The organism is Nodularia sp. LEGE 04288 (genome assembly GCF_963896525.1).
GTDB lineage: Bacteria > Cyanobacteriota > Cyanobacteriia > Cyanobacteriales > Nostocaceae > Nodularia.
The window spans coordinates 1-24,031 of the sequence record NZ_CAWQOY010000120.1 but is presented as its reverse complement, the minus strand read 5'-3'; the positions used below and the strand labels follow the sequence as shown (position 1 = coordinate 24,031).

At 41.1% G+C, this 24,031-nt stretch carries 21 protein-coding genes and 1 pseudogene; 12 read left to right on the top strand and 10 right to left on the bottom strand.

The window, feature by feature from the left end; all coding sequences use genetic code 11:
* Window positions 1-112: 112 nt before the first annotated feature.
* Both AACX33_RS15315 and AACX33_RS15310 read left to right on the top strand, forming a co-directional pair.
* On the top strand, window positions 113-277 hold the full coding sequence (locus AACX33_RS15315; RefSeq protein WP_193999923.1) for a hypothetical protein: 165 nt from the start codon (window positions 113-115) through the stop codon (window positions 275-277).
* Window positions 278-308: 31 nt separating this feature from the next.
* A complete protein-coding gene (locus AACX33_RS15310; protein ID WP_193999925.1) occupies window positions 309-785 on the top strand; it encodes a PD-(D/E)XK nuclease superfamily protein in 477 nt (158 codons plus the stop codon).
* Here AACX33_RS15310 and AACX33_RS15305 read toward each other — a convergent pair.
* Window positions 782-1,615 (bottom strand): DNA adenine methylase, encoded by an 834-nt coding sequence (locus AACX33_RS15305; RefSeq protein WP_193999927.1) that lies wholly within the window; start codon window positions 1,613-1,615, stop codon window positions 782-784. The two genes, AACX33_RS15310 and AACX33_RS15305, sit on opposite strands and share 4 nt — an antisense overlap.
* Before the next feature lie 155 nt (window positions 1,616-1,770).
* Between AACX33_RS15305 and AACX33_RS15300 the strand changes: the two genes are divergently transcribed.
* The 3 genes from AACX33_RS15300 (at window position 1,771) to AACX33_RS15290 (ending at window position 3,799) form a co-directional block, all read left to right on the top strand.
* Window positions 1,771-1,977, top strand: coding sequence for a DUF751 family protein (locus tag AACX33_RS15300; protein WP_193999971.1), 207 nt, complete (start codon window positions 1,771-1,773; stop codon window positions 1,975-1,977).
* A 130-nt stretch (window positions 1,978-2,107) separates the two neighbouring features.
* Window positions 2,108-2,524 carry a 30S ribosome-binding factor RbfA gene (rbfA, locus tag AACX33_RS15295; protein ID WP_193999929.1) on the top strand — a complete coding sequence of 139 codons (417 nt, stop codon included), beginning with the start codon at window positions 2,108-2,110 and terminating at the stop codon, window positions 2,522-2,524.
* A 1,029-nt stretch (window positions 2,525-3,553) separates the two neighbouring features.
* Window positions 3,554-3,799 (top strand): DUF4327 family protein, encoded by a 246-nt coding sequence (locus tag AACX33_RS15290; RefSeq protein WP_089090143.1) that lies wholly within the window; start codon window positions 3,554-3,556, stop codon window positions 3,797-3,799.
* Window positions 3,800-4,331: 532 nt separating this feature from the next.
* On the opposite strand, the gene AACX33_RS15285 is transcribed toward AACX33_RS15290, so the two are convergent.
* A complete protein-coding gene (locus tag AACX33_RS15285) occupies window positions 4,332-4,685 on the bottom strand; it encodes a hypothetical protein (RefSeq protein WP_193999931.1) in 354 nt (117 codons plus the stop codon).
* Window positions 4,686-4,753: 68 nt separating this feature from the next.
* Here AACX33_RS15285 and AACX33_RS15280 point away from each other — a divergent pair.
* Window positions 4,754-5,077 (top strand): annotated as a pseudogene (locus tag AACX33_RS15280) (cation transporter dimerization domain-containing protein); the annotation flags it as partial.
* Here AACX33_RS15280 and AACX33_RS15275 read toward each other — a convergent pair.
* Window positions 5,067-5,501, bottom strand: coding sequence for a response regulator (locus AACX33_RS15275; protein ID WP_193999933.1), 435 nt, complete (start codon window positions 5,499-5,501; stop codon window positions 5,067-5,069). The pseudogene AACX33_RS15280 and the gene AACX33_RS15275 overlap by 11 nt on opposite strands.
* A gap of 496 nt (window positions 5,502-5,997) precedes the next feature.
* On the opposite strand from AACX33_RS15275, the gene AACX33_RS15270 reads away from it, so the two are divergent.
* The 3 genes from AACX33_RS15270 to AACX33_RS15260 are packed head-to-tail and all read left to right on the top strand — an operon-like array spanning window position 5,998 to window position 11,790.
* Window positions 5,998-8,256, top strand: coding sequence for an ATP-binding protein (locus tag AACX33_RS15270; RefSeq protein ID WP_193999935.1), 2,259 nt, complete (start codon window positions 5,998-6,000; stop codon window positions 8,254-8,256).
* 4 nt (window positions 8,257-8,260) lie between these two features.
* Window positions 8,261-8,716: a response regulator gene (locus AACX33_RS15265; protein WP_193999937.1), complete on the top strand. Its 456-nt coding sequence runs from the start codon at window positions 8,261-8,263 to the stop codon at window positions 8,714-8,716.
* A gap of 2 nt (window positions 8,717-8,718) precedes the next feature.
* Window positions 8,719-11,790 (top strand): PAS domain-containing protein, encoded by a 3,072-nt coding sequence (locus tag AACX33_RS15260; RefSeq protein WP_193999939.1) that lies wholly within the window; start codon window positions 8,719-8,721, stop codon window positions 11,788-11,790.
* Window positions 11,791-11,795: 5 nt separating this feature from the next.
* Here the strand turns inward: AACX33_RS15260 and AACX33_RS15255 are convergent, their stop codons facing one another.
* The 4 genes from AACX33_RS15255 to AACX33_RS15240 all read right to left on the bottom strand — a co-directional run bounded on the left by AACX33_RS15255 (window position 11,796) and on the right by AACX33_RS15240 (window position 15,514).
* Window positions 11,796-12,107 (bottom strand): DUF4282 domain-containing protein, encoded by a 312-nt coding sequence (locus AACX33_RS15255; RefSeq protein ID WP_193998047.1) that lies wholly within the window; start codon window positions 12,105-12,107, stop codon window positions 11,796-11,798.
* A gap of 199 nt (window positions 12,108-12,306) precedes the next feature.
* Window positions 12,307-13,515: a 4-Cys prefix domain-containing protein gene (locus tag AACX33_RS15250; protein ID WP_193998048.1), complete on the bottom strand. Its 1,209-nt coding sequence runs from the start codon at window positions 13,513-13,515 to the stop codon at window positions 12,307-12,309.
* A 29-nt stretch (window positions 13,516-13,544) separates the two neighbouring features.
* On the bottom strand, window positions 13,545-14,381 hold the full coding sequence (locus tag AACX33_RS15245) for an alpha/beta fold hydrolase (protein WP_193998371.1): 837 nt from the start codon (window positions 14,379-14,381) through the stop codon (window positions 13,545-13,547).
* A 575-nt stretch (window positions 14,382-14,956) separates the two neighbouring features.
* Window positions 14,957-15,514, bottom strand: a complete 558-nt coding sequence (locus AACX33_RS15240) for a hypothetical protein (protein ID WP_193998049.1) — start codon at window positions 15,512-15,514, stop codon at window positions 14,957-14,959.
* A 700-nt stretch (window positions 15,515-16,214) separates the two neighbouring features.
* Between AACX33_RS15240 and glgX the strand changes: the two genes are divergently transcribed.
* Window positions 16,215-18,365, top strand: a complete 2,151-nt coding sequence (glgX, locus tag AACX33_RS15235; protein ID WP_193998050.1) for a glycogen debranching protein GlgX — start codon at window positions 16,215-16,217, stop codon at window positions 18,363-18,365.
* A 122-nt stretch (window positions 18,366-18,487) separates the two neighbouring features.
* Here the strand turns inward: glgX and AACX33_RS15230 are convergent, their stop codons facing one another.
* The gene (locus AACX33_RS15230; protein ID WP_193998051.1) at window positions 18,488-18,997 is read right to left on the bottom strand and encodes a hypothetical protein; all 510 of its coding nucleotides are present in this window, start codon (window positions 18,995-18,997) and stop codon (window positions 18,488-18,490) included.
* A gap of 302 nt (window positions 18,998-19,299) precedes the next feature.
* Between AACX33_RS15230 and AACX33_RS15225 the strand changes: the two genes are divergently transcribed.
* Window positions 19,300-20,007, top strand: coding sequence for an HAD family hydrolase (locus AACX33_RS15225; RefSeq protein ID WP_227789138.1), 708 nt, complete (start codon window positions 19,300-19,302; stop codon window positions 20,005-20,007).
* A gap of 60 nt (window positions 20,008-20,067) precedes the next feature.
* On the opposite strand, the gene AACX33_RS15220 is transcribed toward AACX33_RS15225, so the two are convergent.
* Window positions 20,068-21,225, bottom strand: coding sequence for a substrate-binding domain-containing protein (locus AACX33_RS15220; protein WP_193998052.1), 1,158 nt, complete (start codon window positions 21,223-21,225; stop codon window positions 20,068-20,070).
* Window positions 21,226-21,514: 289 nt separating this feature from the next.
* On the opposite strand from AACX33_RS15220, the gene AACX33_RS15215 reads away from it, so the two are divergent.
* Window positions 21,515-21,724, top strand: coding sequence for a TOBE domain-containing protein (locus tag AACX33_RS15215; RefSeq protein WP_193998053.1), 210 nt, complete (start codon window positions 21,515-21,517; stop codon window positions 21,722-21,724).
* Window positions 21,725-22,010: 286 nt separating this feature from the next.
* Here the strand turns inward: AACX33_RS15215 and modB are convergent, their stop codons facing one another.
* Complete coding sequence (gene modB / locus AACX33_RS15210) at window positions 22,011-23,840, bottom strand: molybdate ABC transporter permease subunit (RefSeq protein ID WP_193998054.1); 1,830 nt, start codon at window positions 23,838-23,840, stop codon at window positions 22,011-22,013.
* Window positions 23,841-24,031: the final 191 nt, after the last annotated feature.

Sequence of the window (24,031 nt, the reverse complement as noted above, 5' to 3'; positions counted from 1 at the left end):
ATTTACGCAGTTGATCATCAGTAATTGTTTGGTGTATTTGGGAAAATGGGGAAAAAACCCAGAGTTTATCCTGACTGCTAAAAATCTATTTTTCCAGTACAAAAGTACCATTATGTTCTCAACTTCACCGACTAAGCTAGTAATTTGTCCAGGATTAGTCGAGGAATATATGTGCTGTAGAAACGGCGATTTATCTCAACTTTCTAACCTGACAATTACAGATTACAAATTCATTTTAATTAACCGAGCATTTTTGACCACTTCCGTGGAATTATAGAAGAAGCGGGAGTTTTGGCAAAAGGTTGAAAATGGCTCTAACTCAAGGTGGACGGGCAAATCAGGCAGGGAAAATTTTAGAAACTAATGTAGAAAGTATCTTAACTGGACATAGTTATTTCCAAGTAGGAAACCATGTCACCAAAGACTTTTTATTAACTGCTAATTTATTAAAAAAACGCTATGCCAAACAAGTTAGTATCGGCACGGGAATTTATCAAACTAGCCTGAAAGTTGATTTTTATGTAGTCGGCTCACCGATAATGCCATCTGGATTAATTATTGAATGTAAATGGCAAGAAAGTGGTGGTTCAGTTGATGAAAAGTTTCCTTATTTGAATTTGAATATTCAAAACTCTTACCCAGCACCAACTATAGTAGTCATTGGCGGGGAAGGCATGAGAGAAGGATCAATTAAATGGCTCAGACAACAAGTTACATCTAACAATAATTTATTAGCAGTACAAACTTTAGATAGATTTATCGCCTGGACAAATAAAAATTTTTAATATGATGTAATTAATAATTCGTAAATCATTCCCCGGTTTTTGATATTACAATTAATCGAACGTGATGCGGCGATGCGATAAATATTAAAATTTATTTGACTGTACAGTTTTCTCACCAGTTCACAATCAGAATTACAGACCATAATTTTAACTCCCCGACTAGCCAATTCTGCACAAGTATCTCTCAAGCGTTCTTGGTCTTTTGCACTAAAAGAATTTCCATTATATCCTGTGAAATAACTAGTATTACTTATAGGATGATAAGGGGGATCTAAAAAGACAAAATCATCACTGCTAGTTGCATAATTGAGGACATTTGTAAAATCAGCTTGTTTGATTTCCACTGTGGAGAGGGCAGTTGAGGCGGCTTGCAGGATATTTTCTGGGCAAATATTAGGATTTTTATAACTCCCCATCGGCACATTGAATTTACCTTGAGAATTAACTCGATAAAGTCCATTAAAGCAAGTTTTATTCAGATAAATTAACCGCGCCGCTTTTTCTAAATCGCTACCTTCAGGATAAGCTCTCACATCATAGTAATAGTCTTTATTATGCTGGTTTTGATGTTTTTGCAGTAGGGAGATTAATTCCTCAACATGATCTCTAACACAGCGATAAGTAGTAATTAATTCGGCATTAATATCAGTTAATATGGCAGCGGGAGGATGGAGATGGAAAAAAATAGCTCCACCACCTAAAAATGGCTCATAGTAAGTTTTATATTGCTGGGGAAAATAGGGAATGTATTGTGAGATTAACCGACTTTTCCCTCCTGCCCACTTTAAAAAGGGACGCGGGCAAGTTTCTTTGGCGATTTGACTTACCATTTATTTACAGTTGAACTAAAACTCAGCTACTAAATATAACAAATATAGCTGCCGAAGCATATTTTAAATGATTTGCGTAATTTTTTGGCTGCATAGATTACAATCGTATAGAAGAAAAGCAAATGTAATTGTATAACAAGGCAGTCTATATTCAAATGTTTGACGGATTTTGGGATAACGTCTTTCGCTACCCCCGCTACTTCATTACTATCCTCTTAGGGGTGTTTCTGAACTCGATTGAGCCATTAATGCCACTGCTAAAACGGCCTGTGACTATGATCGCTCTCTTGGGTTTCTTTGTGGGTGTCCTAGTTTTCATGAGTCTCACCGTCCGGGCGATGCTGGGCTTTAGTGCAGTCTAAGCTCAAACTGTCCGGGTGTAGAACTCTAGGCAGCTCGTCAGCAGCTATGGGCGTTGAATGCGTCAAGCTCTTTTCTGCCCAATTTATATATAATTTATGTCGTACAACCTCTGTGAGGAGGCAAAAATTTATGGCTACTAATCGCCGCATTTCCCGCGTTGCTGAGTTGATTAAACGGGAAGTTAGCCAAATGCTACTCCACGGTATTAAGGATGATCGTGTGGGTACTGGAATGGTCAGTGTTACCTTTGTGGATGTTTCTGGTGATCTCCAACACGCCAAAGTCTACGTCAGTATTTATGGTACAGATGAAGCCAAGTCAGAAACAATGGCAGGCTTAAAGTCAGCCACGGGTTTTGTTCGTAGCGAACTTGGTTCACGAGTGAGGCTACGTCGTACCCCAGAAGTGATTTTTATCGAAGATGATTCCATCGAACGGGGTACTAAGGTGTTGTCGCTGTTGAACAAACTTGAAGATGAGCGATCGCCTGACAGTTTGACAATGGCCGAGAATACTACTGATGAAGATGATGAATTTTCCGAATAAGTAACTGATTAACAATGTCACTTTAGAACAATTAACCCCTAGAGAATTCGCTAACCAGTTTACAGACGCGATTTTATCACGTCTGTTTTAATGTGACTATAACGAAGTGTAAAGAGTTAGTAGTGCCAGGTAGGTAGCAGGACATTTATTTTGAGGTTAAAGGAAAGAAACAAACACCCCTGCTACAAACCGCTAATCCCAAATACCGCCCCTACGCGCACTGTTTCGTAGCAAAGCGTTTGGATTCATAAGTTAGGAGTTCACAACAAAATCAAATATTTCATGGCTTGATAAATTTATGGCTCGCACATGATCATGTTCTCGCTGATTAGTTACGTAAACTTTGGTGGCAAATAAGCCGTCTATTGATTGTTACCATCATCTCAAACCAATTATGACTCAAATTGGCACTCAGCTTGTTCTAATTACTGTTAACCTAACTATAAAGGCAAATTCTGATATTTTATGGCAAGTGTTTACCGATACAACGCAGCTATTCTCGGTGCTGTAATTGACTAGAAAACTGGTCTGCTTATTTCAGCAATTCTTCACAGATGTCACATGATGAAGTTTTCCTGGTATATTCCCCCTTCATGTTTGGCAATAGTTGATGGCGATTGTTCTGCGGAAAGTGGCCATCACTCAATACCAAAATTTCTCAGGTAGAGCTTGAATGTGATTATTTTGTACATCAGTAACCTCATATATGATATACTTCCGCAGATCCATCCATGAGCAAAATTAACAGCAGCAAGACCTTGAGGTATATTGGAGATAAATCAAATCTTCTTGCCAGGAAGTTAAGTTAATTACCCTCAGATCACAAATTCAAGTACATTTTTTCTTAAAGTCAGGATTTGTTGACAATCTTAACATTTCTTTAGATAATTTGAAGGTGTATAGCGTCAAAATAAAATCAGTTCCGTATAGCAAACTACAAAACCCTAGCCACAAGTCGAATCGTTGTCATGTTTGTTCCCAGCATTTTATGGGAACGCTATCTACTTGTAAACTTTGTGAGTAAAAACCATGAGTGTGAATACGGTGCCTTCTATCAATTACTACTCTTACTATTCCTTGGATGTAATCCAAGATGAAGCTCGCCGACTGGTGGAAAGGGGAATGGTCAGTCGGCAACAGCCAATATATACTCTGTGCCAATACATTCCTGCAAGAGAGTGGGTTTGCGTTGAATGTGAGTTAGAAAAATGTGACTTTCTATTACGCGATCGCATTGGCGATCTGATTGGTCGTGAACAATGGGAAAACGACTAAATCAGTATGTTCAGTATGTGATTCAGATTTTGGATTGGGAGTTTATTTTCGATGTCTATATTTGATAGCAAGCAATTGAGTGCTTGATTTGAGGGCTAATCTCTAGTTTTGATTTCTACAAGCCGCACAGTCGTGACTTCTAGTCATGTGTTAGACGCTCCATATTTCTATGTTGAGAATGGTATATGGTAGCGTATTATGGTAGATTTACTTAAATAGCCGCCGTCAGTGCGCCGGATGCTCTAAACGCCTGTGGAGAACTTGTAACTCCTGGATTCATCCCATCCAGTCCAAGATAAGTGAAGCAAGAATCACGCGACTTCAAGTCGTGGGAGGTGCAAATATATTTCCCCATCCAGAATCTTAGTTTTGCCATTAACGCAGAAGCATTAGAATCTGAATTTATAGAATTTTTCAAGTTAGGAATGCGTTGAGGCCAGTTTTTGCCTAGACCCGCCGTGATAACTTGGGTATCTGAATATAGATTTGCTGACCGGGGTAGCTTAACATATTAAGCTGCCCCGCTAATTTTTTAGCCGACTTGTTCGAGATATTGGTTAACGTCTTCAATAATTCGCGTCAGTTCAGCTTCTGTAGTTAAGCGAATATTGAGATCGCGAACAGTCAGCAGGACTTTAGCAGCAAAGGGAGTCGGCCAAATATTGGGATTACAAAAAACTTCTAAAAATACATCACCTGTGTAGCGATACTCCACGGGTGGCTGAGGAGTAACTTTACCGCCGCCTGGGGTGGGTTTAGCGGCAACAGTTTTCAAGCGTTCCATTAATTGATCCGTTGCTGCCTTTAATTCCCGTGCCGCCTGGGGTGAAAAACTGAAGGAGACAGAACCTTCAACCAGATTCAGTGTCAGAGGAGTTGAAGACATGAGTTATTTATAAAAAAGATTGATAATTATCTATTTTACCGGAATAGGTGATCTGATATCTGGCTAGGTCAGTCTTAAAAACTAATTTACCTTGGCTTGTAGATCAAATGGCGATCGCCGAAGGCGGGGCTTTGCCCATCGCCCCAGAAACAATTCATGCCATCTCGACTGCTGTTCCGGGAGTGATTAATTGTCATGACATCGCTTCACGGGGTGTTCTCGGTCGCCAAGTCTTCATTGAAATGCATTTAATCGTCGATGCACCAGATGTAGAAACTGCCCATCGGATTACCGAAGCAGTAGAAAGGCGACTAGAACAACGTTTCAGTCCCGTGAGGATTTTAATTCATCTCGAACCACCAACATACCAGTCTGAGCAAATTAGCTTTTGAAAGGATGATTGTTATGGACAAAATTCATCAAATTGGCGACTGTGATCACTAACTCTTCTGGGTCAACTGGTTTCGCTACATGAATTTGAAAGCCAGCCTCTAAAGCCCGGATACGATCCTCCGGATCAGCATAGGCCGTTAAAGCAACTGCGGGGACTTGTCCACCTCTGTCTTTTGTTAACGCCCGTACTTTCCGGATGAAGCTGTAGCCATCTTCCCCAGGCATAGCAATATCACAGATACACACATCAGGCTGCAACTCAGGTAAAACTTCTAGTGCGGCGGCGGCTGACTCAACTGTTGTCACAGTGGCACCATCTGCTGCTAAAACAGTAGTAATATAAAAGCGGCTATCCTCATCATCATCCACTACGAGAATCCTGAAGCCAGCAAGAGCCAGAGAAGTTGGGATAAATTCTTCCATTAGGTTGGGAAAGTAAGAGTTATTGGTAACTGATTGCTTGTCTTTGTCTTACAGACCATGCCATTGGCAATTCTACTGCGATCGCGTCATTTTTTACCAAGAAATAATTTTCTTTTGCCAGCAGCAATAGCGGACATTTTAATTACCTGCTCGCAAACGACCTAGTTTAATTTTGTATTAAAAGTTACAGCTTAATTCCACAAGTAATTCAGTTGCTGGAAATGTTGCAATTAAAATTAATAACAATACAACTTACTTTACAATCCGCTAAATCAAGATTTAAGCAAAAATACCGCAATTTTAAATGAATTATCAACTCTCCTTTCACTGCTCAAGAGTCAATAGCACAGATCCGATTAATTATGCCTTCACTATAGTTATCCTGGGAATAGAGACTATCCAAATCCCAGCAATAGGAGGGTTTTACAAATCAAACAGGACTGCTACCGCACAAGATTAGTGTCTCACGACAACTTGTAATCACCAGGAGTTAAACGTGAGTAATAACGATATTACTATCTCTTTCACAGTTGACCTCAGTAACTGTAATAAAGAGCCAATTCATATTCCTGGCTCAATTCAGCCTCATGGAGTTTTATTTGCCCTAAAAGAAGCAGATTTAACTATCCTGCAAGTCAGCGAGAATACATTAAATGTATTTGGTTTGCGACCCGAAGAATTACTAAACAAAAAATTAAGCGATTTGCTCGATTCAGACCAAATTAGTTTACTAAAAGATTCTTTAAATCAAGAAGATTTATTAATTGTTAATCCCATTGAATTGACCATCAATTTGGACAATGAAACCGTGCTTTTTGATGGTATTCTTCACCGTAATCAGGGAATTGTAATTTTAGAATTAGAACCTACAAACTTAGATAAAAGTCATGGTTTTTTCAAATTTTACCATTTAGTCAAAGTAGCAATGTCAAAGCTACAATCTGCATCTAATTTAGCAGAAATTAGTCAGATTATAGTCAAACAAGTTCAGAAGATTACTAGTTTTGATAGAGTAATGCTCTATCGATTTGATCAAAATTGGCATGGTACAGTGATTGCTGAAGAAAAACAAGAATATCTGGCAGCTTATTTGGGGTTACATTACCCAGCTTCGGATATTCCCACACAAGCCAGAAAACTCTATACTCAAAACTGGCTGAGACTAATACCAAATACATACTATCAGCCTGTGGCCATTGTGCCAACCAATAATCCTCTGACTGAGGAACCTTTAGATTTAAGCAGGTCAGTTTTAAGGAGTGTCTCGCCTTTACACATTGAGTATATGCATAATATGGGCGTGACTGCATCCATGTCAATTTCCATTATCAAAGATGGAAACCTATGGGGACTAATTGCTTGTCATCATCAATCACCTAAATATATTCCCTATGAAATTCGTAACGCCTGCGAATTGTTGGGGCAAATGGCATCTTTACAAATGGCGGCTAAAGAAGATAGCGAAGATGTGGAAGATAAGATTCAGGTGAAATCTTGCCATTCCAAGTTAGTGGAGTATATGACATTAGAAAATAACTTCATTGATGGTTTAATTAACAACCAACCAAATCTCCTCAATCTGGTGAATGCTCAAGGAGCAGCAGTGTGTTTTCATGGTAATTATTCTACAGTTGGTAAAACTCCTGAACAACAAGATATTCAAGATTTAGTGGAATGGATAAATCAAAACCAGCAAGAGGAAATTTTCTACACTGATGCGCTAGCTGAAGTTTACCCACAGGCAGAAAAATTGCGGGATGTTGCTAGTGGTTTGATGGCACTTTCAATTTCCAAAAGTCAAAAAAATTATGTTTTGTGGTTTCGTCCAGAGGTAGTGCAAACTGTAACTTGGGGTGGGAATCCAAATAAACCTGTAGAAGTGAAACAAAATGGCAGTATCCGCCTATCACCCCGTAAATCTTTTGAATTATGGCAAGAAACTGTACTATTAAAATCACTTGCTTGGAAACCCTATGAAGTGAATGCAGCGCTGGAATTAAGAAGTGCAATTATTGGCATGGTGCTGCGGAAAGCCGATGAACTAGCACAGTTGAATATTGAACTAGAACGCAGTAATAACGAATTAGATGCCTTTGCCTATATTGCTTCTCATGATTTAAAAGAACCACTGCGCGGTATTCACAATTACTCTAACTTCCTGATTGAAGATTATGGTGATACCCTCAACGAAGAAGGTAAAAACAAATTAAAAACATTGATTCGTCTCACCCAGAGGATGGAGGATTTAATCGATTCGCTGCTGCATTTTTCTCGCTTGGGGAGAGTAGACCTTTCCATGCAGGAAACAGACCTCAATGATTTGGTGCATCGCAGTTTAGACTTATTGAGCGCCCGCATTGAAGAGATTCACATAGATATTCAAATTCCCCGACCGCTACCTACAATATATTGCGATCGCGTCCAATTAGGCGAAGTCTTTAATAATTTGATTGCTAACTCCATCAAGTACAACGATAAAGCCGAAAAATGTATTGAAATTGGTTATATAGATGAATCGCCATTGCCAATCACATTCTACGTGCGAGATAATGGGATCGGTATTCGAGAGAAACACTTTGAAGCAATTTTTCGGATTTTCAAACGACTACACGGACCGACTAAATATGGTGGAGGGACTGGGGCGGGATTGACGATCGCCAAAAAAATCGTAGAACGACATGGCGGTAAAATTTGGGTGGATTCAGCCTACGGTCAGGGTAGTACATTTTATTTCACATTACAAGGAGTGGACTAAAGCCATGATTGGTAATTTTGCCAGACCTTTATTAGTCATTGAAGATAGCGACGAAGACTTTGAAGCCTTTAGTCGAATCATGAAAAAACAATCGGTGGTCAATCCTGTCTTTCGCTGTAAAGATGGCGAAGAGGCGCTAGACTTTCTTTACCGCAATGGGTCTTACCGTGATAGGCAAAAATATCCTCGTCCCGCGATTATTTTACTCGATTTAAATTTACCGGGAACTGATGGGCGAGAAATTTTAGAACAAATTAAGCAGGATGACAATTTCAAACATATCCCTGTAGTTGTATTCACCACGTCATCTAATCCTAAAGATATTGAAATATGTTACAGATATTGTGTTGCTAGTTATATATTAAAACCAATTGATATTAATAGATTGGTGGAAACTATTCAAACTTTCGTCACTTATTGGTTAGATATTGTAATTCTTCCTGATGCTGTTAACAATTAGTTATGGCGCAACCGCTAACTGTTTTAATTGTCGATGATTCTCCTGAAGACCGCCAGGCTTATCGTCGTTATCTGCTGCAAGACCAAGAATATAGCTACACAATTCTCGAAGAAGAATCGGGTGAAGGAGCATTGAAATTATGTCAGCAGTTTCAGCCTGATGCTATTTTATTAGATTTTTTACTGCCAGACTTGGACGGTTTAGAATTTATGGCGGAATTAAAACAGCAATCACAGAAAACCATACCAGCCGTGATTATGTTAACTGGTTATGGTAACGAAGCTGTGGCGGTACAGGCCATGAAAAGCGGTGTCCAAGACTATTTAGTTAAGGGACAAACCACTGGTGAGTATTTGCGCTCAACGATGCACTCCGCAATTAAAAATGCTCAACTAAGTCAAGAGTTGCAACGCAGTGAGGAACGTTTCCGCACCTCCGTGGAGAATATGCTCGATTGTTTTGGCATTTTTTCTGCCGTGCGACATGAGACGGGCCAAATACTCCAGTTTCGTGTTGATTATATGAACGCCGCAGCTTGTAAATTTAGCCAGAGGATTTCAGGAGAACAGGGCAAATATCTGTGCAAAATCCTGCTGAATATGCGCGAAAATGGCTTGTTTGAAGAATGTTGCCAAGTGATAGAAACGGGTCAGCCTTTAGTTAAAGAATCACTCATTTATACTTCTTTAAATAGTCAACAGCAATTAACCAGAGTTATTGATATTCGCATCACTAAAATGGAGGATGGCTTCGTCGCAGCTTGGCGAGATGTGACCGACAAAAAATGGGCTGAAGCAAAATTAAGGGAGAGTCAGCAGTTCATTGAACGGATTGCCGATACCACACCGGGAATTTTATACGTTTATGATTTGCTGGCACAGCAGAATGTCTATACGAATAGTCAGATTATTAACCTACTGGGTTATACTGTCCCACAAATTCAAGGTATGGATACTAATTTTCTCTCATCTTTAATGCATCCTGAAGATTGGGGGCGATTTCTGGAACATCTGCAACTAATCAACGTAGCTGACAATGGTGACATTCTGGAATTTGAATATCGGATGCGACACGCCAATGGTGAATGGCGGTGGTTTTTTAGTCGGGATACTATATTCAATAGAAATGTTGACGGTTCGCCGCGCCAAATTGTGGGTACAGCTTTTGATATTACGGCGCGGAAGCAAGTAGAGTCAGAGTTAAGTTTAAGCAACGAGCGGTTCCATCTAGCAGCAGCAGCGGTCAATTGTCTAATTTATGACCGGGATATTAAAAACAATATTGTTCACAGAACTGAAGGACTGACCCGGATTTTGGGCTACTCCTTGGAAGAAACCGACCTAAAGGCTGAATGGTGGTTAGAGAAGGTTCACCCCGAAGATAGAGAACTACTAGACAATCAATTTATAGATGTTCTTGACAGTGAAAACTACTATACTGTGGAGTATAGAATGCGTCATAAAGACCAACGATATCTGTATGTATTAGATCAGGGAATCATTGTCCGAGATCCTGATGGTGAGATTATCCGCACAGTGGGCAGTGTCACCGATATTAGCGAACGCAAACAAGCTGAAGCTGCTTTACAAAAAAGTGAAACTAAATTCCGCCGCATTGTGGAATCGAATATAGTTGGAGTATATTTTGGTGACTTTAGCGGTGGAATTTATGAAGCCAACGACGCTTTTCTGGAAATGTTTGGCTACACCCGTGGGGAACTGGAAGCCGGAAATATTCACTGGGATGAGATGACACCGCCAGATTACCAAGACCTTGACCAGGAAAAAATTCAGGAATTACAAACTTCTGGAGTTTGTACGCCGTTTGAGAAGGAGTATCTTCGCAAAGATGGCACTCGTGTTCCTGTATTATTAGGCATTGCTTTAATTGGGGGTAGAGAAAAAGAAGGTTATAGCGTGTGCTTTGTTCTTGACCTCACCCAACGCAAACAGGCTGAAATCGCTTTGCGCGCAAGTGAGGAACGCTATCGTTATTTATCCAATGCAATACCACAACTTGTCTGGATTTGCAATATTGATGGTGAATATGATCATGTGAATCAACGATGGTGTGAATTCACTGGGCAAACGATTGAGGAAGCGATGGGGGTGGGCTGGACAAAAGTTATACATCCAGATGATATGCAAATAGCTATCCAGGCCTGGATGAACGCTTTGCAGACTGGAAAACCTTATGAACAGGAAATGCGCTACAAAAGATTTGACGGTAGCTATCGTTGGCATTTAGCAAGGGGTGTGCCGATTCAGAATGAACAAGGACGGATTATGAAGTGGTTTGGTACCAGCACTGATATCGACCATCGCAAGCAATTGGAAGCGGAACGGAATCAACTGTTGCAGCTAGAACAAGCGGCACGCAATGCTGCTGAAAAAGCCAACCAAACTAAAGATGAGTTTGTGGCTATGGTATCTCATGATTTGCGATCGCCACTCAATGCCATTCTCGGTTGGGCAAAATTACTGCGGACTCGTGAACTAGATCCAGATACCATTACCAATGCCTTAGAAACCATTGAACGCAATGCTCAATCTCAGGCAAAACTCCTAGAAGATTTGTTAAATATGTCCCGCATCCTCCGGGGTCAGTTGCAGCTGGAAGTCCGCCCAATCAACTTGGTTAGCCTTGTCAAGGAATCTGTGGAGACTGCTTACCCATCGGCTAATGCTAAGGGCATTCATTTAGAATCTATCATTGATGAATCTATTCCCCCGATTGTCGGTGATGCTAACCGCCTGCTACAAGTTTTAGGTAATTTACTTTCCAACGCCATTAAGTTCACTCCATCCGGGGGACGAGTGGAAGTGCGATTAGCACAAAGTTGTGAGTCCTCAATCCTCATCGAGGTGAATGACACAGGTCTGGGGATCAAACCAGAATTTCTGCCCTACGTGTTTGAACGGTATCGTCAGGCAGATTGTATTTCTAGACACAGTGGTTTAGGTTTGGGTTTAGCGATCGCTCGTCATTTAGTACAATTACACAGAGGGACTATTCAAGCGCATAGCCAGGGCGAAGGGCTAGGGGCTACTTTTACCATCACGTTACCTTTGTAGCTAATTTACGGATGTCTGAGACTTTCTGTATTATCTGCTGTGCGATTGGTATTATCTGCTGTCCGAAATGCCACAATGAAACCCTCTAGCCCAACTCTGATTAATACTACGTAAAACAACAGACCTATTGGCACAATTAATACGCCCAAAATACCAGGTAAAAATCCTCGACTAAAACTACCTATAATCATACCCAGAGCAGTTATTGCAGAGAAAAATATCGCTAAAGCATAAAGAATACCAATGATTCTCGGAGTAATAAATTCCGAAAAAGAAAAATCTAACAGCACTGTAAAAAAGCTTTTATTTTTAGCCATCCTTCACTATTCAACCTGATCACAATGCAAAAAGTTTAGACTAAATTGATGTCAATAAAGTTACTTATTACTAGTTACTTTACAAAATTAGGATTAATTAACACTACTTATTTTTTCGTAAATTATCTGCAAAAAAAGTAACAATCATCACGCCATACAAGTAGGCAATTTAGGACTGTGATTATTTATACTGGCATGATTAATTACCAAGTATAGTTTTAAAACTTTCCCCCGACCCCAAAGAATAATTCTTTAAATTAAAATCAGCAAAAGGTTTATTTTCTAACCTATCTCGTAAAGCTTCATCTATAATTACATCTGATGATTCTGGTTTAACACCAATAATCATCACACTTCCTTGGTATGCAGTTAAATCCTGATTCTCCTGACAATTACTTCCGGAAAATTGACCCAGATTTAATAAGCGATAGCCTTGAACACTGGATGTATTGCTAAATAATTGTGTTGCTAAACGTTGAACTTGTTGAGCGCGTTCTAAAGCTATACCTGGTTGAACGTCTGGGTTATCCCCACAAACCGCCATACCTACAGAGATAATTTCTCTAGGTTCTGCCATTATTTGCTGTATACCGCCCTGTTCTAATTTCAACTTTAAAACATCAAGACTAATAATTTGATCATGATATTGAACTTGAAAATTACTCCCAGCCAGCCATTTATATTTTACTGACAAAACAGCTATATTAAACTGGGCAATTTTACCTTGACTATCCATACCTACTTCGTAAGGAAAGTAATCAACCGTACCTTTTCTTTGGGGTGATTGTGTTGATGTTGCCAAAGTCGCAAACTTGGGCGAAAGTGTGGCGAAAGCTGTCAAACTGAGTAAAGCGATAGAAACTAACAGGGCTGTGAATAGGGCTGTTAGAGGTACTTTTTCGGAATGCTTTGCTGATGTGGAAAAAGTTACATTAGTTTGAGAACTCGTTCCCACATTTACCGGGATCAATTGTTTTAACCAGTCTACAGATTCTGCTGGAGAAATCAGGCGATGTTGCTGGTGTAGCCAATCATCCAAGTGAGGCTGGTCAATTTTTTCCATGACAATGCAGTGCAGAACCAAATTATTTCTAGTTTGATACTGAAAATAGCCCTCAAATGGGGGAACGTCTGGATGATTTAGATGTTCTAAAAGTGATGCTTCTTGGCAAAACAGTTCTACTGCTTCAGCGTCATTTGATAGCTCTTGATTGAGTACCTTGAGGATTTTGGGTGTATTTTGTTCATTAGCTGCATAGACTTTGCTAAAACCATTTTGGTCACTCAACAAACTGATCACCCGATAACATCCTAGCAATTCCAATGGGGAACCACAACTTTTACAAAAACGGTCTTGATTATCTGGGTAATGGGGTTGAGGACAAGCTGGATTAATACAAAGGCTCATGATCAAATTCAGTCAAAGTCAGACTTGTTTTACTTACATTCTGCTAAAAATGCTGCTACAGTCCGGTTAAATGCTTCAGGTTGAGTCAAAAATGGCCAATGATTACCGGGAACTTGGCAGAAATGGTAATTTTTCAGGTAGGTTTTGTAAGGTTTGATTTGCCAATTTTGACGGTTCAGACCTTTTTCGGGCTGTACAAATAGCGCCGGGGTATCAAGAGGGTAAATAAAACCAGGTACACACATCACGTCTGCAAAAATGCGATCGCGGGCGGCTATAGTGAATTTACTACCCCAACTACCATCGGGTTTTTGTTCAATTCCGGCTTGAAATACTTGCTGTTGTAAGGTAGTCCATCCTTGATATTGATTTAACTGACGTGCTTGTGCTTCGGCTTCTGCGTAACTAGCAAAGGGACCCATACCTTTGAGGAAAGATAAGAAACGGTACAACAAGGGGAACGTTAACCGCAATAAGCTAGGCATTTTCCAAATGAAAATCGGATCAACCAGAATCATACTGCGTAAACGTTCTGGATTTTTTCTAGCCCAGATAGCGGCTAGTTTCCCTGTCCACGAGTGACTCACAACATGGGCTGAAGACCATCCCAGATGATCCATAAGGGCTTCTAGGTCAGCGATCGCACTTTCAAAGCTATAATCATTTTCCGGCTTACTGCTGTCACCATGACCACGCATATCTGGTGCAACTATGTGATAGTCTGCGGCGAGGTCATCTCCCAAGCGAGACCAAACGAGAGCGTTATCAGCTAAACCGTGTAACAGCAGTAAAGGTTCTTCACCTTGCTTCCACTCTAAATAGGAAAGTTCGATATCAGCTTTTGATAACGTTTGACGTAAAGGCATCGTCATACATCCACCTTTGGATAGATAGCTTCGCGTTTATATGGTACTGCGAAAACAAAGCTTGTGCTGCAAAAACACTCACACTCTAGAAAGGTGGGGCTACAGGGCAAACGCATCTGATTTCTGCATAAAAACTCATGAGCATTTGCCAATTATCTATGCAAGCTTACACCCTAGCAGAAATAGAGAAAGTTTTTTTAAACTAGCTAAATTTTAAAAAACTACGTAAGCAACAAAAAAACCAATTTAGCTATCTAAGTTTGGTTTTGTTTTTTCCGGGCTGATTTTATTACTGTGGTACTGAATGCCCCACCTATTAACCCAGGCGCGTTTAGACATTTATCTATCAAATCATCATAAATCTAGCTCTCATTCTTATTGTTACTTATTGACAATATATTCTGATGTCATTTTGTCATATTAATCACTGCTCAAAATCTTTTCTTCCTACAAATGTCTGATTTTATTCTTTGTTTGCATTTTTCTTTCAGTAATTACCGCTTGTGACAGTTGAAGGTGCGGAATGTGGGTTGTTAGCAATATTTTTTTGCCTTTAGTGATTTTGTCCTTCTACTTTAAAAACTATTGATTGCTGATGTAACTAATCTCATAACCGTTTCTAAATCAATTTGCTTACAAAGTAAACTGGTAGTGGTAGTAACTAATTGACTTAAAAAGCCAAATATTGCTGTATTAGATGTAAAAGTACCATGAACAGCACAATTGAAAGTTAGTACCCCAGAAGCTAACGGACTCAAGTTTGTTAGAGTTTCTACGCTTCTTTCAAGAATAGGTAAAGTATATTCTTCTGTGAGACCAATTTGAATAATCTCAGGTGCTATTGCAATAAACTCTTGATCATAAGATATTTCTCCTTCTCCGATCAGAGCTTTAATAACAAGTTCTGTAGATGATGGCTCAGGATCAAAGGATGCTCCCAAAAGTCCATATACAGGTCTAGACCCTCTTAGTAGTCTTAATTCAATAGCAACATAGTGCGATTCAATATTAGCTGCTGCACTTGCAGCTTTGACACCTTCCTCGCGTATCTCTTGGGGGGTAAAAGTTGCTGGTAAAGGCTCATCTAGCCATAATCTTCCTTTTCTCCATGCTTCTAACTTTAGTTCTTGCATTATGTCAAACTCCAAAAATTCTTCCAATATTTATTAAACTCTTCTGGAAAACTTTGAATCACTTCAGGTGCATAGACAGATCGCGGATCTACACCGTATTTTGCTAAAGCTGCTGTATGTATCTATCCACTGTCAACTTTTAATCAAAAATTCCCTCAATTTTGTCAATTCTTATTTAGTATATCTATCTAAATAAACAGGAATTTATTTAAGTTTATTATATTTAGACATATAATTGTGTAACATTGCCAAAAACATCAGAATGTGACTTGTATAAATAGCAATGCTAAAAGTAACAAAGGTAGGCAGATTAAGGCTTTTAATGACAATTATCATGACAACACTAAAAATTATACTAGCGAGAAAAGCTAATAAATCTTTATTCAAAGCCATCTCCTAAATATTAGTTATTACGACTTAATTTACTAATACTTGATTGCTGAGTCTAAATACCGTAAACAACGTTACCTAAAAAGCTGCTCACGAATTTATTTAGATTAGTTTTATTATTTTCCACAAAATCATCTTTCTCAAGTCATCAACTATACTAAAAACCCGGAGCTAACTTTAAATTCACCACCTCAAAATCCAGATTTATGGCAGAAATCGAGTATTTTATCCTCTTGTGTGTTTGCAATAGTTCCTAACTTATTCTAATACTTAAGTAGGTGTATTTATTCCATAAGGGAAGCTTGACGATATGTATCTCTCTCTCTGGCCTGGTAAACCCTATCCTCTAGGAGCAACTTGGGATGGTAAAGGCACTAACTTTGCTCTGTTTTCAGAAAATGCCACAGGAGTTGAATTGTGCCTGTTTGACCAGCAAGAGCGAGAAACCAGACTAACTCTCACAGAAATTAGTAACTTTACTTGGCATTGCTACGTCCCCTCTATTGTCCCTGGTCAGCGATACGGATTTAGGGTACACGGCCCCTTTAACCCCCAAGAAGGGCATCGCTTTAACCCGAATAAGTTGCTTATAGACCCCTACGCCAAAGCACTAGACGGCGAAATCGGTTTTGGGGAAGAAATGTTTGGCTATCGCTGGGATGATCCTCAAGAGGATTTGGGATTTTCAGAACAGGATGACGCGCACCTCGTACCGAAAGCGGTGGTGGTGGATGAGTCCTTTGATTGGGAAGGAGATGAACTGCTGCAAATCCCTTGGCACGAAACAGTAATTTATGAAACCCACGTTAAAGGCTTTACCAAGCTGCACACAGAAATTCCTGCCAAACTCCGAGGAACCTATGCCGGACTGGCTCATCCCGCGAGTATTTCTCATCTCCAGTCTCTGGGTGTGACAGCTGTAGAATTGATGCCCGTCCATCATTATCTGGCATATCCCCGACACTTAGTAAATACAGGGCTGAGAAATTACTGGGGTTATGATTCTATCTGCTATCTGGCTCCCTACCACGGCTACAGTGCTAATTCTGGTCATGGAGAGCAGGTGAAAGAATTTAAGCAGATGGTCAAGGCACTACACAAAGCCGGAATGGAGGTGATTTTAGATGTGGTTTACAACCATACTGGGGAAGGTAATAATTTAGGGCCTACCTTATCTCTGCGGGGGATAGATAATAAATCTTATTATCGCCTAGTGGATGGTAAGGCTCGTTATTATATGGACTTCACCGGCTGCGGTAATTCTTTGAATGTCCGCCATCCCCAAGTGCTGAAACTGATTATGGATAGTCTGCGCTACTGGGTGCTGGAAATGCACGTTGATGGTTTCCGTTTTGACTTAGCCTCGGCTCTGGCGCGGGAACTTTTCGCAGTTGATAGGTTGGCAGCATTCTTTGATATTATTCACCAAGACCCGGTTTTAGCTGAGGTGAAATTGATTGCCGAACCTTGGGATGTGGGCGAAGGTGGCTACCAAGTGGGTGAATTTCCTCTGCTGTGGTCGGAATGGAATGGTAGGTATAGGGATACTGTGCGGGACTTCTGGCGTGGCGAAGATAGTAGTTTAGCAGAGTTTGCCTATCGGTTTACGGGTAGTTCTGACTTGTATCAGTTAAATGGACGCAATCCGAGCGCTAGTATTAACTTTATCACCGCCCACGATGGTTTTACTCTCAATGATTTAGTGAGTTACAACTACAAGCATAATGAGGCGAATGAGGAAGACAGTCGAGACGGGGAAAATCATAATCGCTCTTGGAACTGTGGTGTAGAAGGGGAAACCAATGATCCGGTCATCCGAAAGTTGCGGAAACAGCAACGGCGAAACTTTCTCGCTACGTTAATGCTTTCTCAAGGTGTGCCGATGCTGGTAATGGGTGATGAAATGGGGCGGAGTCAAGGGGGGAACAACAACGCCTACTGTCAAGATAATGAAGTTGCTTGGTTAGACTGGGATTTACAAGAAGAAAATCAGGCGCTGTTAGATTTCACCCGTCAGCTGATTGACTTTCGCCGCAAGCATCCAGTTTTTCGCAGACGCAAGTGGTTCCAAGGTAGAGCTATCCACGGTTCCGGGGTACATGATATTGGTTGGTTCAATCCTGATGGGACGCAGATGACCGAAGAACAGTGGAATAAAGGTTTTACTAAGGCGATTGGAATCTTTATGAATGGTGAAGAAATAGCCACCCCTGGGCCACGGGGGGAACGAATTATGGATGATTCCTTCTTGTGGTTTTTCAACGCTCACCATGAGATGTTGGAGTTCGTGATTCCTAAAGGGTTACAGAACTGGGAATGGCTGACGATGATTGATACAACTAAGCCACGCTTTGTGCAACGGGGCAAACGTTATATTGATGATAAACCGATACTAGTGGAAGCGCGATCGCTTGTAGTTTTACAGCGCTTGGGTCAAGCTTTATTTGAGGCTGAAGAATAATCCTCACATAGCAATCCTCAATAAGTAAAGCACAGAAACATCCTCGACTTCTTGTATGGGTTACCGGAGGGCAGAAGTCGGGGATCTGAGCTTCTTTGTTTTATATTCGGGACGAAATTAAGTTATTGTGGCGATTTTGTTGATGATGCCGATGAACTAGCTCCTGGAATTGCTCGCTGCTGTTGGTAAAAGCCAACAACTTTTTGCACGTAGGCAGCAGTAAAGCCTTGATCGCAGCCCGTATAGCTACCAGTCATCCACCAACAAGCTACGCCATGCACAGCTTTAGTTTCATTATTGCCAGTAGTGCGAAATTGATTGTTTAACTCACGACGTGTGATGCAGGATATGATAGAGCGTGCGGTCACGGGGCTATCTTCAAACTGCGTAGGTGTTAATTCCCGTTGGAGACAATTTTTCGACCAAGCTTTGATGGTTTCTGGTTTGACTTGCCATTGGCTGTAAAGTCCATCGTTTTTGATGCCTGTTTGCGGTGCTGCTTGTCTCAGAGCCTCTACCATTGCTGCTACTTGAGCATTAGACACCACTTCTTGTGCTTGAGCTAAGAATGACATTAGCCCAAAATTCACAACTACTCCACATAGCAGTAATAATATGGGGTTTTTTCTCATAATTTGGGATTTTTAAACACCATGACGTAGCATACTATATTTTACAGGTTAAGTAGGTGGGTATGGAAAAACCAAACTATATTAGGACTCGTAAACACCCATGAAACCCTTACCAATGAACAATGATTTACCCTGCTTGCCCTGAGCGTAAGCCGAAGGGAGCGTAGCCGAAGGGCAAAGGACAAATGACGACCCCCGCCAGTTAACTTTATTTACGCCCACCTACTTATGTGAGTTAGAGTCTGAAAAAACGTAGTTTCGTTCACATGGATAAAACTAAGGAAACCTTGTTAAATAGTTAAATGTTGACAAGCATCAAGGCATTGAATGTGTTATCAAGTTACCGAGCCGTAATTTTTGATATGGATGGTTTGCTTTTTGATACGGAATGTATTGCTCGATGGGCTTGGAAGCAGGCTCTAAAAGATCATGGCTATATCATGAGCGACGATTTATATATGGAGTTTGTCGGGCGAGACTTGACATGGCGGGAAAAATTACTCAAAAAAATCTATGGGGACGAGCTGCCATTTGAGTCTGTGACAGTCCAACGCATCGAAATTGGTGATGAGCGAGAATTGCGAGAAGGTCTACCAATGAAACCAGGGGTTTTAGATTTGCTTCATCGACTCAGTGACCTGGGTGTGATGATTGGTTTAGCCACCGGAACGGCTCGAACTAGAGCTATCCGACGTTTAACAAACGCTGGGATTAATCAATATTTCACCACAATTGTGACGAGTGAAGATGTTGCTGAGGGCAAACCTGCACCAGATATTTTTCTGGAAGTCAGCCGCCGGATGAATATTGATCCTGTGCAGTGTGTGGTTTTTGAGGACTCATTTGTGGGTGTGGAAGCAGCTTTTCAGGCGGGGATGTGTCCCATTATGGTTCCTGATATCGAACAGCCATCTCTGGAAATTAGAGGTTTGGCTTATCGAGTCTTGGACTCTCTTGAGCAAGTGGGGGAATTATTCGCAGAATTATTTGGAGAAAGCATCAAAAATTAAAAATTACGTAAAGCCTAGGGTATAGCTGCGCTGAGGGCGTAGTCCATTACAAATTACGAATTACGAATTACGAATTACTGTACTAGGCTCAATTGTGGCGACTACTTCCCCAGTTTGACTGGTATTATAACCCCCAATGGCCTCTAGCTGTGAGAGTACCCGCCGATGTCCTAAAGTGCCAAGTAGTTTTTGGACTGGGGCTTCATCTAGGTATGGTTTGAGAACGGCTAAGTCGTATCTTGATTGTTGTAGGGGGATGAATCCTAACCCGAAAGCGGCGGCTACAGAGGCGGTGCTGATTCCAGATGAAACTTTGCCTGTGGCTACTGCTTGGGCTACTTCTAGGTGTCCGTGGACAATTTGCTCAAATCCATTGACGGCGGTAAATGGTATATTTGCATCTAGGAGCGATCGCTCTAAGACTTGGCGACTACCTGAACCTGGCTCACGGTTGGCAATGGTGACTCCTGGTTGTGCTAAGTCTGCAATAGTTTTTAATCCCAGGGGATTATTCGGCTGAGTCAGCATTCCCTCTTCCCAAACGCCCAGGTTAATTAATACAACCGCCGCATCTTGAAGAACGGAACGCACAAAGGGAGTGTTATATTCTCCAGTCTGAGGATCATAGAGATGCATCCCTGCAAAGTGAACTTCTCCCCGGCGCAGTCGATGCAATGCCGTCATACTGTTATCTAAAGTCCAGTGGACTCTGAGGTTAGGATGCCAACGTTCAGCAGCACGCGCCCATAAGGATAAAGCCGGCGCACAACCTGCCAAAATCACTGTTTGATGCAGATGTCCGGGGTCATCTAATAACTTGACGACCATTGTATTTGTACCGGGCAGGCGATCGCCTTCGCCATCAGCTGGTATCATCTCTGTACGAAAAGCATCTTGACCAATTAAGGGATGAGCAATCCATTGATTACCAACTTGAGCCAAAATCAGCCGTAGTCGCTGACCTAATGGCACATTATAGGCTGGCACGGCTTCTATTTCTGGTAAATCCTGTTCTAACCAAAACAAATCTTCCACTTGACAACCGAGGGCTTTTGCCAACCGCAGGGCGATAGTAGTTGATGGCGCATATTGTCCCGACTCGACACCGCTAATAGTTTGCCGGGTAACATTAGCCAAGTTAGCCAAATCTTGCTGACTCATACCCAAGCGGTTTCTCGTTTGCTTTAATTTATTGCGAAGTTCGTCCTGTTTTACCACGTCTTAGCTATTGAGTTTTTGCGGTTATCCTCCTATTTAAATTAGCGTGAAATGGGGTGCGGTTCTCTATATCGTGCGATCGCCTGGAAAAAATTCATTACCACCAAGCCTTAAAATCAGGTTGAGAAAATGATCACCGTATAGAAAGGATTTTATTTTGGAGATTTTGAGCAGGAAAACCAGGAATTTGAGTTTTTTCGCAAGTAAAAGTAACGTTATGATAAAATACTTGCTTAGTTGCGGTACAGATATTGCTGCGCTGGAGTAGTCAACTCAAAAGGAGTCAAACATGAAAGTTAGTGCGCGTAATTCTCTAAAAGGTAAGGTCAAGGAAGTTACACCGGGAACCGTCAATGCAGAAATTGTGATTGAAATTGCACCTGGAATTGAAGTTACCTCAATTATTACCAAATCTTCTTACGAAAGTATGGGTATAGAAGTAGGTAAAGAAGTGTATGCAATTGTGAAATCAACTGATGTTTTGATTGGTGTTGACTAAAATTTATAACGAATATAAATTAAATAACATCCAAATCTAATTTTTAACCTCACCCCGGCTAAGAAGTTGCGTCTAAGTCTCCCCTCTCCTTAGTAACTACCGTGTATACACAAGTGATCGAATCGCCCCCTAACCCCCAATTATGGGGGAACAAGAATTTTCAAAGTCCCCCAAACTTGGGGGATTTAGGGGGCAAAATAGGCTCAAAGGCAGACAGATAGGACTTGTGTGTACACCGTAGCTCCTTACTAAGGATAGGGGTTGGGGGTGAGGTTCTGTATTTTCTTCAATCAGACATTAAAAATAGTTTATTCATATCTAAACGCACATACCAGGGGAAAGGCTTGTCTTTGATATTTAGCCATTTTTCCTTAAATACTTCCGCTTGTAGGTGGTAATCATGGCTGTTATTTAATGAATTGTGCAGTCTCAAATAAAGCGTCATCCGGTGCGGTGTTTCCCGCTTCCTGACTAACCAACAGGGAAAGGTATTCTCGGCGTTGGGGTCACTTGTAAAGCTGAGATGATGGGCGCGAATACCTATATAAGCTGGTGACTGGGGCAAAGGTTCCGTCACTTTGAGGGTGCAGTCCCAATCTAAGGCTTGGACTTGATTCGCAGATAGTACTTTTACTGGGGAGAAGTTCTTGCAACCTGTTAACTGCGCGACAGTGTAAGTATTGGGATGGTCGAAAATATTTTGTTTATCATCGTTAGCAATAATTTGTCCTTCGGACATGACCAACAACTGTTCACACACTTCGTAGGCTTCTTCTAAATTATGGGTCACAAATAATGTCACTCCTTGATATGTGCTGAGAGTTTCAATTAATTGCTCTTGTAATTGGTGACGCAGATATGTATCTAGGGCTGAAAAGGGTTCATCTAATAGTAATGCTTCTGGTTGGATTGTTAAAGCCCTGGCTAAAGCTACCCGTTGTTGCTGTCCTCCTGAAAGTTGGTGAGGATAACGATTTTCCAATCCTTCTAACTGCACTGCTAGGAGTTGCGCCTGTACTTGTTGCTTAATTGCTAATGTCGATAAGCCTTGAGGTAAGCCAAAAGCAATGTTTTGCATCACAGTCATGTGAGGGAACAAAGCGTAATTCTGCATTAAGAATCCAATGCGGCGATCGCGTGATGGCAAATTAATTCCTTTTTCGGAATCAAATAACACCCGACCATTTAAAACGATACGTCCTTTTGTAGGTGTTTCGATGCCAGCAATACAGCGCAAAATCATACTCTTCCCAGCCCCAGAACCTCCCAAAAATCCCAAGGTATTGCGATGCCTTCGGCGAGCGCAGCTATCGCCACTAAAACATACTTGCAATCTAAAGCCTGGAAGTTTTTTGTCAATATCTACAAATAATCCCGAAAAATCAGTTTTGTGGGAAGTTTGAGAGATCGAGTATTCCGGATTTCTGATTCCTGTGGGGAATGGGGAATTTTGTTGTTTCCGTTTCCCCCGGTTTTCTTGCCAAAAGTTGACTCCTATAATCCCAGATAAGGAAATACTCATGATGGCGATCGCCCAAAACCAAGCTTCATTCATCGCGCCAGCTTCCACAGCAAAATAAATTGCCATCGGGATAGTCTGAGTTTCTCCGGGAATATTACCCGCTAACATTAAGGTGGCTCCAAATTCACCCAAAGCCCGTGCAAAAGCTAAACTTGTAGCGGCGACAATTCCGGGAAATGCTAAAGGTAAACTAATTCGCCAAAAGATGGTCGATTCAGATGCACCAAGGGTTCTGGCTACGCGTAAAAGATTGCCATCAATTTGTTCAAAGGCTCCCAGTGCTGTTTTATACATGATGGGAAACGCTACAACTGTTGCGGCGATCGCTGCACCATACCAGGTAAAGACAATGCTCAAATCCCAAGTCTGCATGAGTTTACCGACAGGGCCATTCCTTCCAAAAAATAGCAGTAATAAAAAGCCCACAACTGTAGGCGGTAAAATCAAAGGAGCGATAAAAATTCCTTCAATTAATGATTTGGCTTTACCTCGATATCCTAACATCCAATAAGCAGACCAAATACCCAGGAAAAAGGTAATAAATGTGGCAAGTAAGGAAGTTTTTAGTGATATCCAAAGGGGGGATAAATCCATAATAAGATGTTTAACTATATAAGTAACATAATTAATGAACCGCCTTGGCGCTAGGCTCTCCCTTTCGGATCTACGGTGTACACACAAGTGATCGAATCGCCGCCTAACCCCCAATTATGGGGGAACAAGAATTTTCAAAGTCCCCCATTTTACCCCCAAATTTGGGGGTCACGGGGGCGGGGGATTTAGGG

Coding starts and splice junctions, on each gene's coding strand:
- AACX33_RS15255 (WP_193998047.1), bottom strand. CDS start 12,107: ATGGCTAAAAATAAAAGCTTTTTTACAGTGCTGTTAGATTTTTCTTTT.
- AACX33_RS15250 (WP_193998048.1), bottom strand. CDS start 13,515: ATGAGCCTTTGTATTAATCCAGCTTGTCCTCAACCCCATTACCCAGAT.
- rbfA (WP_193999929.1), top strand. CDS start 2,108: ATGGCTACTAATCGCCGCATTTCCCGCGTTGCTGAGTTGATTAAACGG.
- AACX33_RS15260 (WP_193999939.1), top strand. CDS start 8,719: ATGGCGCAACCGCTAACTGTTTTAATTGTCGATGATTCTCCTGAAGAC.
- AACX33_RS15315 (WP_193999923.1), top strand. CDS start 113: ATGTTCTCAACTTCACCGACTAAGCTAGTAATTTGTCCAGGATTAGTC.
- glgX (WP_193998050.1), top strand. CDS start 16,215: ATGTATCTCTCTCTCTGGCCTGGTAAACCCTATCCTCTAGGAGCAACT.
- AACX33_RS15275 (WP_193999933.1), bottom strand. CDS start 5,501: ATGGAAGAATTTATCCCAACTTCTCTGGCTCTTGCTGGCTTCAGGATT.
- AACX33_RS15305 (WP_193999927.1), bottom strand. CDS start 1,615: ATGGTAAGTCAAATCGCCAAAGAAACTTGCCCGCGTCCCTTTTTAAAG.
- AACX33_RS15265 (WP_193999937.1), top strand. CDS start 8,261: ATGATTGGTAATTTTGCCAGACCTTTATTAGTCATTGAAGATAGCGAC.
- AACX33_RS15310 (WP_193999925.1), top strand. CDS start 309: ATGGCTCTAACTCAAGGTGGACGGGCAAATCAGGCAGGGAAAATTTTA.
- AACX33_RS15240 (WP_193998049.1), bottom strand. CDS start 15,514: ATGCAAGAACTAAAGTTAGAAGCATGGAGAAAAGGAAGATTATGGCTA.
- AACX33_RS15245 (WP_193998371.1), bottom strand. CDS start 14,381: ATGCCTTTACGTCAAACGTTATCAAAAGCTGATATCGAACTTTCCTAT.
- AACX33_RS15225 (WP_227789138.1), top strand. CDS start 19,300: ATGTTGACAAGCATCAAGGCATTGAATGTGTTATCAAGTTACCGAGCC.
- AACX33_RS15285 (WP_193999931.1), bottom strand. CDS start 4,685: ATGTCTTCAACTCCTCTGACACTGAATCTGGTTGAAGGTTCTGTCTCC.
- modB (WP_193998054.1), bottom strand. CDS start 23,840: ATGGATTTATCCCCCCTTTGGATATCACTAAAAACTTCCTTACTTGCC.
- AACX33_RS15230 (WP_193998051.1), bottom strand. CDS start 18,997: ATGAGAAAAAACCCCATATTATTACTGCTATGTGGAGTAGTTGTGAAT.
- AACX33_RS15290 (WP_089090143.1), top strand. CDS start 3,554: ATGAGTGTGAATACGGTGCCTTCTATCAATTACTACTCTTACTATTCC.
- AACX33_RS15215 (WP_193998053.1), top strand. CDS start 21,515: ATGAAAGTTAGTGCGCGTAATTCTCTAAAAGGTAAGGTCAAGGAAGTT.
- AACX33_RS15300 (WP_193999971.1), top strand. CDS start 1,771: ATGTTTGACGGATTTTGGGATAACGTCTTTCGCTACCCCCGCTACTTC.